Here is a 14,841-nt window from a genome sequence, read left to right as displayed (position 1 = left end):
GCCCCGAAGCCACGCCGGTCATTCCTCTCGCGATCGCCGGTCATCCCCTGACGATCCGGACATCGCGACGCTCAGGACGACACTCCCGTGGTCTCCCCCCGCGGCACGAGGGCACCTCCCCACCCCCCGCCTGCCCCCGTCCGCTGTCACGTATGAGGAGACGCCATGACCGTCGTCGACACTCCGCCCACGACTCTGCGCGAGGCCACCATCCCGCCGGACGGCATGTACGAGGGCGCGCGCGTCCTGCGGCGACTGCCCGAGGAGTGGGAGGAGCGTCCGTACGAGCGGTTCGAGATCGCGCCCCTCGGACGCGTCATCGGCGCCGAGATCCGCGGCCTGGACCTGTCCCGGCCGCTGGAGCCCGCGCTGCGCGAGGAGCTGAACCGCGCCCTGCTGGAGTGGAAGGTGCTCTTCTTCCGCGGTCAGCACCTCACCTCGGAGCAGCAGCGCGGATTCGCCCGGAACTGGGGCGAGTTGGAGACCAATCCACTGCTCGCCGCCGGGTCCAGCGAGGATGTGGTCCGCTTCGACAAGGCGTCCGGCGCCACGCCGACCTTCGAGAACGTCTGGCACACCGACGTCACCTTCCGCACCCGGCCCGCGCTCGGCGCCGTGCTCCAGTTGCGCGAGGTGCCGCCGGTGGGCGGGGACACCATGTGGGCCGACATGGCGGCGGCGTACGACAACCTCCCGGCGGAGGTGAGGGAGCGCGTCGACGGCGCCACCGCCGTCCACGACGTCATCCCCGGCTTCGTCCGCTTCTACGGACCGGAGCGGCTGGCCCCGTTCCAGGAGATGTTCCCGCCGGTGGAGCACCCGGTGGTGCGCACCCATCCGGAGACCGGCCGGCGGACGCTGTTCGTCAACACCTCCTTCACCACCCGGATCACCGGGATGGGGCGCGAGGAGAGCGACCGGCTGCTGAGCTTCCTGTGCCGGCAGGCGCACGTCCCGGAGTACCAGGTGCGCTTCCACTGGCAGCCGGGCGACATCGCGTTCTGGGACAACCGCGCCACACAGCACTACGCGGTCAACGACTACGCCCCGCACCGCCGGGTCGCCGAACGCGTCGCCATCGAGGGCGACCGCCCGTTCTGACCTCGGCCGTTCCGCCACGGCCCCTGGTGCGGCGATTTTCGGCCAGCCACGCGAGCCCATACCCGGCGCGGGCTTGTTCCCGGCGGATGGAACGATGCACGGCAGCGGCCACATCGGAGGTATAACCATTGCGGAGTGGCCAGTTGACGAGCCGATGGAAGGGGACGGGTGCGATACCGGGTCCTGGGGGCGCTTGAGCTGCGCACCGGCGAGGGGTGGGCCTCCCTGGGGCCGGCCAAGTGGCGGACGCTGCTCGCGGTGCTGCTGTGCCACGCCAACCAGACCGTCTCCACCGAACGGCTCCTGGACGAGCTCTGGGGCGAGGACCGGGCGCCCCAGAGTGCCACCAAGCTGCTGCAGACCTATGTCTCCCGGCTCCGCCAGACCCTGGGCGACGAGGCCGGGCAGACCCTGATCACCGAGAAGCAGGGCTACAAGGCACAGGGCTACCGGCTGGCGGTGGAGGCCGCCGACTTCGACGCCCACCGCTTCGAGCAGCTGGTCGAGGAGGGGCGGCGGGCGCTCGACCGGGAGGCGCCCGAGACCGCGGCGGAGCGGCTGCGCGAGGCGCTGGCGATGTGGCGCGGCACCCCGTTCGCCGATGTGCCCCCGACCCCGGCGGTGACGGCGGAGGTCACCCGGCTCGAGGAGTGCCGGCTGCAGGCCGTGGACGCCCGGATCGACGCGGACCTGCGGTGCGGGCGCCATACGGCCGTCCTGGGCGAACTGGAGGCGCTCACCGGCGAGTATCCGTTCCGCGAGGAGCTGCGCGGCCGATTGATGCTGGCGCTGTACCGGTCCGGGCGGCAGGCCGACGCCCTGGCCGCCTACCGCGATCTGCACCGGCTGCTGAGCGAGGAGCTGGGAGTCGAGCCGACCCCGCCGCTGCGCGACCTCCACGAGCGGATCCTGAACGCCGACGCCTCCCTGATGGCCGCGCCCGCCCCGGAGGCGGACCGGCCCGACCCCGCCGCCGCTGCCCGCAAGGCCAACCGGGGCCCCCGCCAGCTGCCGCCCGCCAGCCCCGCGTTCACCGGGCGCCACGGCGAGGTCGCGGTGATCCAGGCGCTGATGGACGCGGCCGGGGACCCGGAGGCGGGCGAGGGCGGCCGGTCGGTGGTGCTCGCGGCCATCGACGGCACCGGCGGGGTCGGCAAGTCGACCCTGGCCATCCACACCGCGCACCAGCTCGCCGACCGCTTCCCCGACGGCCAGCTCTATGTGGATCTGTACGGGGCGACCGCCGGACAGTCGGCCCTGGACCCCGGCGAGGTGCTCGGCAGGTTTCTGCGCGCCCTCGGTGTGGACGGCTCCAACGTGCCGAGCGACACCGACGAGGCGTCCGCGCAGTTCCGTTCGCTGGCGGCGGGCCGGAGACTGCTGGTGATCCTCGACAACGCCGCCGGTGTGGACCAGGTGCGGCCGCTGATCCCCGCCGGGCCGGGCTGCGCAGCGCTGGTCACCAGCCGCGAGATGCTGACCACCCTGGAGGGCGCCACCCATCTGCATCTGGACGTGCTCCCGCAGGACCAGGCGGTGGCGCTGCTGGAGCGGGTCGTGGGCGCGGAGCGGGTGCGGGCCGAGCCCGCCGAGGCGGAGGAGATCACCCGGCTGTGCGGCTGGCTGCCGCTGGCGCTGCGGATCGCCGGTGCCCGGCTGGCCGCCCGCCCCGCGTGGCCGCTGCGCACCCTCGTGACCAAACTGACGGACGCCCGGGGCCGGCTGGACGAGCTGCGCTTCGGTGATCTGGCCGTCCGCGTCAGCTTCCAGGTGAGCTACGAGGGCTTCCGGCTCGGCCGCCGCTCCGACGACCTGGACGCGGTCCGCGCCTTCCGGCTGCTCAGCGTGGTGCACGGGCACGATGTGAGCCTGCCGGTGGCCGCCGCGCTGCTGGACCTGCCCGCAGACCGCACCGAGAACGCGCTGGAGCGGCTGGTCGACGCCCAGCTCCTGGAGAGCCGGGACTCCGTCCGCTACCACATGCACGATCTGCTGCGGCTGTTCGCGTCGGAGCAGGCGGAGCAGGAGGAGCCCGGGGCGGAGCGCGCGGCGGCGCTGGAGCGGGCGCTGACCTGCTACGCGGCCACCGCCCAGCGGGCGGTCACCCTGCTCGACCCGCTCCGCCCCTGGCCCCGGCACCCCGTCGAGGGCCCGGCGGTGCCGCTGAGCGGCCAGGACGAGGCGGAGAGCTGGCTGAAGGACGAGCTGCCCAATCTGCTGGCCGCCGTCGCCCACGCCGCCGAGCCCGCCCAGCCCGAGGCGATCGCGCGCCTGGGGCTGCGGCTGGCGCGGGCGCTCCAGTGGTTCCTCTTCCCCCGGGCCCACGCCCAGGATCTCCAGACCATCAACGAGCTGGCCGTCGAGACCGCCCGCCGCCTGGGCGACCCGGAGAGTGAGGCGTGGGGGCTGGACGGCCTCTCCGCCGCGTACTGGCTGCAGCACAGCTATGACGAGGTGCGCACCACCCTGGAGTCCGCGCTGGAGATCTGGCGCGAACTGGACCATCGGGAGGGCGAGTTGCGCACCGCGTGCAATCTCGCGGACGCGCTGTGCGAACTGGGCCTGTACGAGGAGGCCATCACGGTGCAGGAGCGGCAGCTCGCCCTCGCCCGGGAGGCCGGGGATCTGCCGGCCGAGGTGATCGGCCTGGGCAACCTCGGCCGGGCCCACCGGGGCCTGGGCCGCCCCGAGGACGCCCTGACCTGTTTCAAGGAGAGCCTGGAGTACGCCCGCCGCACGGGCAACATCCACCATGAGGGCTTCGCCCTCTACGAGATCGGGATCACCTATATGGAGCAGGGCAGGTTCCCCGAGGGCCGGGCCCATATGGACCAGGCCCTGCCGGTGTGGAAGCGCCCCGGTACGTACGAGAGTTGGCGCGGGCACACCTGGAGCGGGCTCTTCCCCGCCTGTATGACCCTGCAGATCGGCCCCGGCCCTCGCTGAGGCGGGGTCCGGGGCGGACGTCGGGCGGGCGAAGGGGCTGCCGGGGCTACGGCTGAAGGGACGGCCGGGGGCTACGGCTTGCGGGCCACCCCGCCGTAGGCCCACACCCGGCTCGGATCGGACTCGGCGCCGATGCCCGGACGCCACGAGGGCAGTTGCACCAGGCCCGGGGCGAGCAGGTCGAGCCCGGCGAAGAACTCCATGATCCCGGCATGGTCGCGGGCGACCAGGGACACCGGGTCCTCGAAGCTGATGACCTCCCAGTCCCGGTCGGTGTCGAGCGTGAAGTCACCGGTGGCGTGGGAGAGGACCAGACAGCTGCCCGGCGCGGCCCAGTCCATGAGCCGGCGGACGATGCCGACGGGGTTCGCCAGGTCTTCGATGTAGTCGAGGACGAGCGTCAGCAGGATCGCGACCGGCTGTGCGGGGTCGAGCAGCCGCCGCAGCTCCTCATGGCCCAGGAGCTCCTCGGGCGAGCGGATGTCGGTCTTGACCATCGTGGTGCCGGAGACGGAGAGCCGGGCCTGGCCGTGGCTCGCCACGATGGGGTCGTTGTCGGCGTAGACCACCCGGGCCCGGGGATTCACGGCCTGGGCGATTTCATGCACATTCGGGGTCGCCGGCAATCCCGCGCCGATATCCAGGAATTGGCTGATTCCATTGGCGGCGAGATGACGGACGGCACGGTGCAGAAATCTCCGATTGGAGAGCGCGGTGTCGCGGACTTCCGATGCGACACCGAGAAATCGCTGAGCCTGCTCGTAATCGGCGAGGTAATTGTCCTTGCCGCCGACGAGATAGTTGTAGACCCTGGCCGGGTTCGCCTCGCTGACCGCAAGACGTCCGTGGTCGGCCGGCCGCCACTCCCTCGTCCTGAGCCCGATGCCGGGTCCGCTGCTCTTCATCGTGATTCCCTTACCACTAGCACTGCCTCGCCTCACCCCCGACGGTTCCGGATCACTGCGGGTGCGGAGCCGCGCCCGGACGCCACGTGACCGTCTTCTTCGGCCCCGGTTCGGCCCAGGCGAGCGGATCCCGCGCCCACAGGTGGAAGGGCAGGTCGATATCCGCGGACACCCGGCTGAGCTGGCCCCAGGAGTACGCCCCGGAGTGGGCCGCGGTGGCCTGGAGCGCCGCTTCGAGACAGGCACGGGCGGTGCGTTCGGCCCGGCAGGTGCCGCTCGGGCCGGACCCCTCCACCCCGCCGCAGAGCTGAAACGTGCTCCAGGCGTAGAGGGGTTCGTCCTCGACATGAGGCTGATGCTGCTGGTCGACGTTCACAGGCCCTCTCCAGACGCGTCCCTACCGGGCGGCTGTAGCGATGCGTCCAGCATGGAAGAGGGTGGATCAGCGGCGGTATACCGGCGGTAAAGCGACGGCCGCGGCGGCTCGACCGGGTCCGCCCCCGGTCGGGGTCCCGCCGCGGCCGCATCGCGTTCCGCGTTGGAAAATGCCCTGCTCACACGCCATATGGCTGCTTGGCACGCGCCCAGGGCCGCCCGGTCACCCGGCGAGCCAGGCCAGGACCTCCCGGTTGATCCGCTCGGGCCGCTCCAGGTGGAGGAAGTGCCCGGTGCCGTCGATCAGTTCCATCCGCGAGCCCGCGGGCAGGTGGTCCCCGGCCCCCTGGACGACATCGGCGCCGATGCAGCCGTCATCGGTGCCGTGCAGATAGAGGATGGGGACCTCCCCGGTCCGGGTGACGGCCTCCTGCTCGGCCGCGTACGCCTCCACATGGCGCGACGGGTCGAACAGCGCCCGGTAGTAGCCGATCGCGGCGGCGAGGTGGGCCGGGTCCCGCAGGCTCTCCTTGACGTGCGCGATGTCCTCGGCGGCGTCCTTGTACCCGGGCGACCAGTCGCGCCACAGACCGTCGATCAGGGCCATGTCGTGCGCCGCCGCCCCGGCCTCGGCCAGCGGCGTCTGGAACAGGAAGATGTAGAAGGAGCGCTTGAACTGGCCGTAGTCATAGTTGAAGAAGTCGGCCAGCACCCCGCCCAGCGGGGGCACCGACATCGTGACCGCGCGCCGCCAGCGCCCGGGGGCGCTGCCGGTGGCGCCGTACGCGGCGATGGCGCCCCAGTCATGGCCGATGAGCACGGCGTCGCCGTCGCCGCCGAACGCCTCGTGGAGCGCGTTGGCGTCCGCCGCGATCGCACCCGCCTGGTAGGCGCCGTCGGCGGGTATGCCGCTGGGCGCGTAGCCCCTCAGGAAGGGCGCCACGGCGTGGTAGCCCGCGTCCGCGAGCGCGGGAAGCAGATGGCGCCAGGAGTGCGCGGAGTCCGGGAAGCCGTGCAAGCAGAGCGCCAATGGGGCGTCGGCCGGGCCCGCTTCGAAATACCCGAAATCAAGTCCATTTGCGTTGATGTTCTTCAGCTCTGTCACGCCCGAGAATGCTAATGCACCGTCAGGACGCCGTCCATGTATGGCCGGAACAGGCTGCGCACCGGGCCGGGGAAGTGGCAGACTGCGCTATACCGTCCGGAAATTCGATGACGCACCGCGTGTTTTCGCCGGCCGAGCCCCAGGGAGGCCCGATGACCAGCCCGAGCAGCCCCGTCGCGGACCACCGCGATGCGATGATGCATCGCGGATTCCTCTACCGCGACGAGGAGGACGTGGTCGACATCTGCGTCCCGTTCCTCCGCGAAGGCCTGGAGGCGGACGACGCCGTGGCCGTCGTCGCGGCCACCTCCAACATCGACGCGCTGCGGGACGCGCTCGGGCCGGACGCCAAGGCGGTGCAGTTCGAGGAGGCGCTCAGCTGGTACCAGCACCCCGTCAAGACCATCGCCGCCTATGACTCCTTCGTGAAGGCCGAGAAGCCGCGCCGGGTCCGGGTGATCGCCGAACCGGTGTGGCAGGGCCGTACCCCGCTCGAGGTGGTGGAGTGGGCGCGCTACGAGTCGATCGTCAACGCGGCCTTCGCCCACTCCGGCGCCCGCGCCATCTGCTGCTACGACCGTCGTCTGCTGCACCCCGAGATCCTCGCCTACGCGCGCCAGACCCACCCCGAGATCATCGACGGCCAGGGTCCGGAGAAGAGCGACGCCTACACCGACCCCGGCCCGTTCAGCGCCACCTGCGACCGGCGCCCCCTGCCGTCCGCCCCGCGCACGGCCGAGTCCGTGTCGATCGTCTCGACCGACCTGGACGCCGTGCGCACCTTCGTGGCCGAGCGGGCGAGCCGGCACGGCATGGGCCATGACGCGCTGCGCAACATGGTCGCGGCCGTGAGCGAGGTGTCCACCACCGCGATCCGGCACGGCGGGGCCCCGGCGCGGCTGGGCACGTGGGTCCACGACGGCGATCTGGTCTGCGAGATCTCCGGGCCCGGCCACTGGTACCCGGACGCGCTGTGGGGCTTCGCCCCGCCGGCCGACTCCGAGCCCGGGTTCGGGCTGTGGGGCGTCCGCATGCTGTGCGACGTGGTGCAGATGCAGGCCGACGCGGACGGCACCCTCATCCGGCTGCGCACCCGGATCTGAGGTCCCGGGGTGCCGGGCCGATGATGGCCGGGGTCAGGTGACGGTGATGGCCCCGGTGAGGACGGCGAAGGCGATGATGGCCAGGCTGGTCAGGGCCATCGGGCCGAGCATATGGACGAAGTACTCGGTGCCTGCTGAAAGCCCACGCCCGACACGGCCATCATGATGGGAACCGTCACCCGGGCGGCCACCGAGCGGGTCGCCCGCGTCGCCTTCGAGCCGGCCCGCTCCCGCCGTAAGAAGCTCACCGTCGTCCACAAGGCCAATGTCCTCAAGCTCACCACCGGGCTGTTCCGCACCGTGTGCCAGGAGGTCGCCCAGGCGTCCCACGGCTCCGCCCCCGATATCGCCGGGCGGCGCCGCCTCCACCACCGAGTTCACCACCGCCGTCAGCAAGGCCGTGCACGGCGGCGCGGGCCGGGGCTGACGCCCGGATCGGCCGAACGCGGCGCCGTCCCGGCCGGATGCGGCCGGGACGGTGCGGAGCGACACTGGCGGGGAGGGCCACAGCCGTGATGCGGAGTGTGCGTATGGATGGGCTGCCATCCGTCTGGGAGAGCACGCGATGAACACGCCCCACCGGCGCCGGGGACCCCGGGGCACCCCGAGGGTGCGGCGGGACCTGCCCACCCGCATCGACGCCACCGGCACCCGGCGGGAGACGGACGCGCTGGGCACCGTCGAGGTCCCGGCCGACCGGTACTGGGGCGCCCAGACCCAGCGGGCCCTGGTCCACTTCGCGATCGGTGACGACCGCATGCCCAAGGCGGTCTACCACGCGTACGGCTATGTGAAGAAGGCCGCCGCGCTGGTCAACGGCCGGGAGGGGCGGCTGGCGGGGTGGCAGGCGGATCTGATCGCGCATGTGGCCGACGAGGTGGTCTCCGGCGCGCTGGACGACCACTTCCCGCTGTACGTGTGGCAGGCGGGCTCCGGCACCCAGACCAATATGAACGTCAACGAGGTCATCAGCAATCGCGCGATCCAGCTGGTCGGCGGCGTCGTGGGCAGCAAGGAGCCGGTGCACCCCAATGACCACGTCAATCTGGGCCAGTCCTCCAACGACACCTTCCCCACGGCCATGCACATCGCCGCGGTGCGCGTCCTGCACGACCCGCTGCTGCCGCAGGTCAGCCTGCTCCAGGAGGCCATCGCCGCCAAGTCCCGGACCTGGTACGACATCGTCAAGACCGGCCGCACCCATCTGCGGGACGCGGTCCCCCTCTCCGTGGGGCAGGAGTGGTCCGGCTACGCCGCCCAGCTCTCCGACGCGCTGGAGCGGCTGCGGGCCACGCTGCCGGATCTGTACCAGCTCGCCATCGGCGGCACGGCGGTCGGCACCGGTCTGGGCGCCCCCGAGGGCTTCGGACCGGCGGTGGCCCGGGAGATCGCCGTGGCCACCGGCCATCCGTTCAAGGTGGCGTCCAACTCCTTCGCGGCGCAGAGCGGTGTGGACACCATGGTGGCCGCCTCCGCCGGGCTGCGGGGTCTCGCCGTCCCCCTGATGAAGATCGCCGACGATATCCGCTGGCTCGCCTCCGGCCCGCACGGCGGGATCGGGGAGCTGACGCTGCCCGCGAACGAGCCCGGCAGCTCCAGCATGCCCGGCAAGGTCAACCCGACGCAGTGCGAGGCCATGATGATGGTGTGCATCCAGGTGCTCTCCGACGACGCCGCCGTGGCGCACGCGGGCACCCGGGGGAACTTCCAGCTCAACGCGGCACGGCCGCTGGTCATCAGCGACTTCCTGCACTCCGCCCGCATCCTCGCCGACGCCTGCGAGAAGCTGCGCGCGTACTGCGTCGAGGGCATCGAGCTGAACCGCGAGCGGATCGACGATTATCTGGCCCGTTCGCTGATGCTGGTCACCGCGCTGTCCCCGCGGATCGGCCACGACAAGGCCGCCGAGATCGCCCGTAAGGCCGCCGCCGAGGGAACGACCCTGCGCGAGGCGGCCATCGCCAGCGGCCACATCGGCGCCGAGGACTTCGACCGGATCGTGGACCCCCGGAGGATGGCCCGGCTGCGCGACGGCTGAGCTCATCGGTGTCGTATCCCGTGCTCGGCCAGCGGTCCCACCTGCAGACCCGCGGCCCGGCACTCCGCCACCAGCACGGGCAGCGCGGCCAGCGTGGCGCGCCAGCAGCCCGTGGCCGCGGCGCGGTCGGTGTCGTGCAGCAGAACGGTGGCCCCGCCGCGCAGATCGCGCCGTACGGCGGCGGCCACCGACCCCGGGGTGGCGTCCGCGGTCCAGTCGCGCCCCCAGGCCGACCAGAGGACCGGGGTGAGCCCGGCCCGGGCCGCCGCCAGCCAGCGGCCGCCGGTGAGGATGCCGTAAGGCGGCCGGTACCACCGCGGCACCGCGCCGGTGGCCAGCCGGATCGCGCGGGCGGCCCGGGCCACCTCGTGGGCGTCCCGGGACACCGTGGGCAGCCAGGGGCGGCTGTGGGTCCAGCCGTGGACGGCGAGCTCATGCCCCCGGCGGACGATCTCCAGGGTGGTGTGCGGGAAGCGCGTCACGCCGTCCCCCAGGACGAAGAAGGTGGCGCGGACACCCAGCTCGTCGAGCACCTGGAGGAAGCGCGGGGTGGTGCGTGGATCGGGTCCGTCGTCGAAGGTGAGGGCCACATGGCCGCGCCGGCCGCGGCCCGCCAGGGTGGGGAACAGGGCGCGCCGGGGCCCGGGCAGCCAGGTGCCGGCGGGGGCGAGGTGCGCGGCCGCCGCGAGCAGCGCGGCGTTGCGCACCAGGACACCGGAGCGGTGGCGCACGCTCATGGTGTTCCCTCGCCGCCGGGGCCGCTCCGCCCGCCGGGAAGCGGTGTCCCGGCGTTCCGCGGCGGTTCGGGGACGGCCTGGTCCCAGGCGCCGGACATGGCGGGCGAGCGGGTCAGGCCCACGATTCCGGCCGCCATCAGCAGGATCCCGGCCACTTCGGGCACGATGCGCAGCCCCAGCTCGATGCGCTCGCCGAACAGCATCCAGCCCAGCGCGATGCTGACCAGGGCGTCGCCGAGGGTGAGCGCGGGCTGCGAGGCGGCCAGGGTGCCCGCACGCAGGGTGCTCTGCAGCAGCAGGAAGCTCAGCAGTCCCACGGCGCACACCGCGTACAGCGGCCAGTCGGTGAGCACCTCCACCACCCCACCGGGGAACCGCCCGGTCAACTCCTTGATCAGCGCCGCGGTGCAGGCGAAGCAGGCGGCGGTGGCGCTGCCCAGGGCCACGGCGCGCGCGGCCCCGCGCAGCACCCGGGCCACCGCGATCAGGGCGCCCACGACGATGGCCACCACCACGCCCACCGGCATCCAGTGGCCGTTGCGCGCGGTGGGCGAGCCGCTGGAGGGGTCGGCCGCCACCAGGAACAGCGCGAGCCCGGCGGCGAGCATCACGAACGACAGCCAGGTCCGGCCGTCCGGGCGGTGGCGGAACACCAGACTGCCGACCACCAGCGTGAACAGCAGCTCGCTGACCAGCAGCGGCTGGACCACCGAGAGCCGCCCGACCGCCAGCGCGCCCACCTGCGCCACCGCGGACACCATCATCGCGGCGAGACCGGCCAGCCAGAACGGGCGGCGCAGCAGCCGCGCCAGCCGCAGCAGGCTCCGCATCGGCCCGCCGTCGCCCCGCTCCTCCCGGACCTGGTCCATCGCGGCCCGCCGCTGCAGTACCGAGGCCGCTCCGTTGCCCAGTGCGGACAGCAGGGCCAGTACGACGGTCAGGGCGCTCACCGGGGGTCACCCGAAGCGTGTGGCCAACCGGTGGTACAGCCGGGGGGCCAGGGCCCGGACCACCGCCGGCAGCCGCATCCAGGCCGGTACGTACACCTCGTCCCGGCCGTGCTCGACCGCCTCCCAGACCGCGTCGGCGATCCGCTCGGGCGGCAGCGGGCGGGGCAGCCGCCGGGTGTACGGGGCGCCGCGCCGGGCGAAGAACGGGGTGTCCACCACGCCGGGGACCACATGGGTGACGCGCACCCCGGCCCGGCCCAGCTCGTGGCGCAGGGCGTCGGCGAAGACGCCGAGCGCGGCCTTGGCCGCGGAGTACACCGCCTCGCCGCGCACCCCGACGGTCCCGGCCACCGAGCCGATCAGCACGATCTGCCCGCGCCGCTCGGCCTCCATCCGGGGGACGACCATGCGGACCAGGCGCATCGCGGCGAGCAGATCGACGCGGACCACCTGGTCGATAGCGGCGGGCGGCATGGTGGCGAACGGGCCCGCCCAGCCCACGCCCGCCCCCGCGACCAGCAGATCCACCCGTCCGGCGGCACGGAGGGCGTCCCTGAAGAGCGCCTCCGGGCCCTCCGGCGCGGCCAGATCGGCGGGGAGGGCGAGGGCCGACGTCCTGGCGGCCACGCGGTCGAGCCGTTCCCGGTGGCGGCCGCTGACCAGCAGCCGCCATCCGCCCTCGGCCGCGATCCGGTCGGCGATGGCGGCCCCGATGCCCGAGGAGGCGCCGGTCACCAGCGCGACCCTCGTCCCGGGGGCTGCCGGATGCCCGGTGTCCCGTACCTGGCCGCGATCCAGGGGGGTGTCCGGGAGGGGGCGGATCATGGCATCTCCCTGTCTCGCCGCCGACCGGCCGCTGGTCCTGGGTCACCGGCCGTCGAGCGCGCGGTTTGACGGCATGCGGAGCGGATACCTCCAGTGAGCCATGAGGAGCCGCGCCTCGCACCATCGGAGGTGGTCATGCACCCGCTGTCGGCACGCTTTCTCGTTGTCAGCGCCGGGATGGGAGCCGGACATGACGCGGTCGCCGCCGAACTGGTCCGCAGGCTGGAGGACCGGGGCCAGGGGGCCGGCCGGGTGGACGTGCTGGAGTTGTTGCCGCACCGGATCGGGGCGGGGCTGCGTTCGTTCTACCGGACGGCCATCCGCCGCGCACCGGTGGTGTACGAGGGCATCTACCGGGCGTTCTTCCGCCCCGGCAAAGGCCCCCGGCCGGGCAGTGCCCCGCTGGCCGCGCTCGCCGAGGACCGGCTGCTGGCGCTGGTGGAGCGGGAACGGCCGGACGTCGTCGTCCCGGTGTTCCACCTGGCCGCGCAGCTGACCGGCAGACTGCGGGCGCGCGGGGCCCTGGGGGTGCCCAGCGCGGTCGTGGTGACCGATTTCGCGGTGCACCGCCAGTGGCTGCACCCGGGCAACGATCTGCATCTGTGTGTCACCCCGGACGCCGCCGACACCGTGCGCCGGGCACTGGGCCGCCCGTCGGTGGCCACCGGGCCGGTGGTGGCGGCGCGCTTCTTCGGCCCGGCGCACGGCGCGGGGCGGTGGCGGCGGCGCCTGGGCGCGCTCGCGCCCGGGAGGCCGCCGGTGCTGCTGTCCGTGGGGGCGTGGGGCGCGGGCACACGCGTGGCGGACACCGCGCGGCTGGTGTCCGGGGCGGGGTATCTGCCGGTGGTGCTGTGCGGCCGGGACGAGCGGCTGCGCGCCGAGCTGTCGCGCCGCCCGGAGGTGGCGGCCCTCGGCTGGGAGCCGGACATGCCGGGTCTGCTGGCCGCCGTACGGGCCGTGGTGGACAACGCGGCCGGTCAGACCGCGCTGGAGGCGCTGGCCGCCGGTGTGCCCGTGATCGGCTACCGCCCCATCCCGGGCCATGGCCGCGAGGGCGTCCGGCGGATGGCGGCGCTGGGGCTCTCGGACCACGCGCGGGACCCGTGGGAGCTGGTGCGGCTGCTCGACGCGGTCACCGAGCCCTCCGGGTGGCGGGAGCGCCGTATCGCGGCGGGCCGCGGGCTGTTCGCCGACGATGCCGTCGTCCAGCTGACCGGCATGGTCGCCCGACCGGCCGCGAGGTGAGTCGCCCGGACGGCCGAGAGGTGAGCGCCCGGACGTGCCGCTAGGTGAGCGCCCGGACGGCCGCGAGGTGAAATTCCGCGCACGCGATGCCGTCCGTGCCGTCCGGCCGACGGCGGCTGGTGGCATGCTCGGCCCCGACCCATCCGACCTCGGGAACGCCGCGTGGAGCACCGCCCCCCGCGCGGGAGTTGTCCCCGTGCGGTCCCGCGGGAGTTCCCGAACGACTGACGGAGGCACCGCCCGATGGGAAGTCATCTCTTCGCCGAGCTGGCCCGGCGCACCCTGGACGACGCGCGCCACGAAGTGGAGGTCTACGGACAGGAGATCCCCGAGTACCGGTTCGTCGAGCACGACGGCCGGCGACGAGCCGAGGCGCTGGACTACGCGGTCTGGCTCAGACGCCGCACCCTGGACTTAGCCCCCGACGGGACCCCCCTCACCCAGGAGGACCTCGACCACATCGCGTCGATGGGCGCGTCGCGGGCCAGGACGGGGATGTCCGCCGCGTCCCGGCGGCGGGTCCTCGGTCTGCACACCAACCTCATGCTCCGGGAGATCCAGGAGGCGTCCGGCCCGGAGAACACCGATGAACTGATGCGGGTCATGGCCTGGTTCACCACGCAGGGCACCCGCGGCATCGACGCCTACACCCGCGGCCATGCGGCGGAGCAGAAGCGCCGCCTCCCCTTCGTCGCCCGGGTGCGCGCCCTCACCACGGCCCTCCTCGCCGACGACTCACTGGCCCCGGGCCTCGCCCGCGCCGTCGGCATGAGCCCGGCCGCGTCGTACGAGGTGGTGGTCGTCCGCGTCCCCGGACGTCCCGCCCCGGCCGCCGGAGGGCGCGAGGCGATCGTCGAAGCCCTCCTGGCCCACCACCGGATGCCGATCGCCTGGCCCCGGGCGGAGGAGCTGGTGGCCCTGGTGCCCGCCGGCCGGGACCGCGCCCCTGACACGGCCCGGCCGGACCGCGACCGGTCGGCGCGGGACCGGGCGCTCGCCTTCGTGCGCGACGCGGGCGAGGCGGTGGCGCGGCCCTGCGCGGTCGGCACCAGTACGGGCCGTGTCCGTGCGCTGGCCGACGCGTACGCTCGCGCCCGGCGCATCAGTCTGGCGGCTCCGCTCCAGCCCGTGCCCCGCCGCCCGCACACCCTGGCCGATGTCTTCGTCGAACTGGCCGTCGCCGAGGACCGCGACATCGACAGCTGGCTGTCCGGCATGGCCCGGTCCCTCGCCCGGGGCCCCGAGCTGCTCGCCACCCTGGAGACGTACTACGCCCACGACATGCACCGCAGGAACACCGCCGCCGCGCTGAACATCCATCCGCGGACCCTGGACTACCGTCTCCAGCGGGTGCGCCGGCTCACCGACGTCGACCCCGGATCAGCCCGTGGCGTACGCATCCTGAGCACCGTGGTCGCCAGGGCCGCCTCCGGCGCCTGGCCGGCATGAGCCGGGTGCGCCGACGGGACGTAGGCCGCCCGGGAGCCCCCCGGCGGCCTACCAGGCCCCCC

Annotated in this window: 13 protein-coding genes; 7 read left to right on the top strand and 6 right to left on the bottom strand. The window is 73.6% G+C overall.

All coding sequences use genetic code 11. The annotated features are described in order from the left end of the window. The first annotated feature begins 165 nt into the window (after positions 1-165). Positions 166-1,101: a TauD/TfdA dioxygenase family protein gene (locus LIV37_RS48040; RefSeq protein ID WP_020874334.1), complete on the top strand. Its 936-nt coding sequence runs from the start codon at positions 166-168 to the stop codon at positions 1,099-1,101. A gap of 168 nt (positions 1,102-1,269) precedes the next feature. Next, complete coding sequence (locus LIV37_RS48035) at positions 1,270-4,047, top strand: AfsR/SARP family transcriptional regulator (RefSeq protein ID WP_121826504.1); 2,778 nt, start codon at positions 1,270-1,272, stop codon at positions 4,045-4,047. Between the two features lie 71 nt (positions 4,048-4,118). On the opposite strand, the gene LIV37_RS48030 is transcribed toward LIV37_RS48035, so the two are convergent. From LIV37_RS48030 to LIV37_RS48020, 3 genes are all read right to left on the bottom strand, one after another. Further along, complete coding sequence (locus LIV37_RS48030) at positions 4,119-4,952, bottom strand: SAM-dependent methyltransferase (RefSeq protein WP_020874333.1); 834 nt, start codon at positions 4,950-4,952, stop codon at positions 4,119-4,121. A gap of 52 nt (positions 4,953-5,004) precedes the next feature. Beyond that, positions 5,005-5,328 carry a hypothetical protein gene (locus LIV37_RS48025; protein ID WP_020874332.1) on the bottom strand — a complete coding sequence of 108 codons (324 nt, stop codon included), beginning with the start codon at positions 5,326-5,328 and terminating at the stop codon, positions 5,005-5,007. A 222-nt stretch (positions 5,329-5,550) separates the two neighbouring features. Then, entirely contained in the window at positions 5,551-6,432 is an 882-nt protein-coding gene (locus LIV37_RS48020; protein ID WP_121826505.1) for an alpha/beta fold hydrolase, read from the bottom strand. 152 nt (positions 6,433-6,584) lie between these two features. On the opposite strand from LIV37_RS48020, the gene LIV37_RS48015 reads away from it, so the two are divergent. The 3 genes from LIV37_RS48015 (at position 6,585) to LIV37_RS48005 (ending at position 9,573) form a co-directional block, all read left to right on the top strand. After that, the gene (locus LIV37_RS48015) at positions 6,585-7,535 is read left to right on the top strand and encodes a sensor histidine kinase (protein ID WP_020874330.1); all 951 of its coding nucleotides are present in this window, start codon (positions 6,585-6,587) and stop codon (positions 7,533-7,535) included. A gap of 162 nt (positions 7,536-7,697) precedes the next feature. Continuing rightward, positions 7,698-8,051, top strand: coding sequence for an isocitrate/isopropylmalate family dehydrogenase (locus tag LIV37_RS48010; protein ID WP_243146520.1), 354 nt, complete (start codon positions 7,698-7,700; stop codon positions 8,049-8,051). A gap of 49 nt (positions 8,052-8,100) precedes the next feature. Continuing rightward, the gene (locus LIV37_RS48005) at positions 8,101-9,573 is read left to right on the top strand and encodes a class II fumarate hydratase (RefSeq protein ID WP_020874328.1); all 1,473 of its coding nucleotides are present in this window, start codon (positions 8,101-8,103) and stop codon (positions 9,571-9,573) included. A gap of 2 nt (positions 9,574-9,575) precedes the next feature. On the opposite strand, the gene LIV37_RS48000 is transcribed toward LIV37_RS48005, so the two are convergent. Genes LIV37_RS48000 through LIV37_RS47990 form a run of 3 tightly spaced genes read right to left on the bottom strand, consistent with a single transcriptional unit; the run spans position 9,576 to position 12,085 of the window. Beyond that, positions 9,576-10,310, bottom strand: coding sequence for a polysaccharide deacetylase family protein (locus LIV37_RS48000; protein ID WP_121826506.1), 735 nt, complete (start codon positions 10,308-10,310; stop codon positions 9,576-9,578). After that, on the bottom strand, positions 10,307-11,260 hold the full coding sequence (locus LIV37_RS47995; protein ID WP_020874326.1) for a DMT family transporter: 954 nt from the start codon (positions 11,258-11,260) through the stop codon (positions 10,307-10,309). Before LIV37_RS47995 ends, LIV37_RS48000 begins: the two co-directional genes overlap by 4 nt. 6 nt (positions 11,261-11,266) lie before the next feature. Then, the gene (locus LIV37_RS47990) at positions 11,267-12,085 is read right to left on the bottom strand and encodes an SDR family NAD(P)-dependent oxidoreductase (protein WP_020874325.1); all 819 of its coding nucleotides are present in this window, start codon (positions 12,083-12,085) and stop codon (positions 11,267-11,269) included. 135 nt (positions 12,086-12,220) lie between these two features. Here LIV37_RS47990 and LIV37_RS47985 point away from each other — a divergent pair, with 135 nt between their 5' ends. Together LIV37_RS47985 and LIV37_RS47980 are read left to right on the top strand one after the other, a co-directional pair. Next, positions 12,221-13,330, top strand: a complete 1,110-nt coding sequence (locus LIV37_RS47985) for an MGDG synthase family glycosyltransferase (protein ID WP_121826709.1) — start codon at positions 12,221-12,223, stop codon at positions 13,328-13,330. A gap of 243 nt (positions 13,331-13,573) precedes the next feature. Continuing rightward, the gene (locus tag LIV37_RS47980) at positions 13,574-14,779 is read left to right on the top strand and encodes a PucR family transcriptional regulator (RefSeq protein WP_020874322.1); all 1,206 of its coding nucleotides are present in this window, start codon (positions 13,574-13,576) and stop codon (positions 14,777-14,779) included. Positions 14,780-14,841: the final 62 nt, after the last annotated feature.

The organism is Streptomyces rapamycinicus NRRL 5491 (assembly GCF_024298965.1).
Classification (GTDB): domain Bacteria; phylum Actinomycetota; class Actinomycetes; order Streptomycetales; family Streptomycetaceae; genus Streptomyces; species Streptomyces rapamycinicus.
This window is presented reverse-complemented; position numbering and strand designations above follow the sequence as displayed.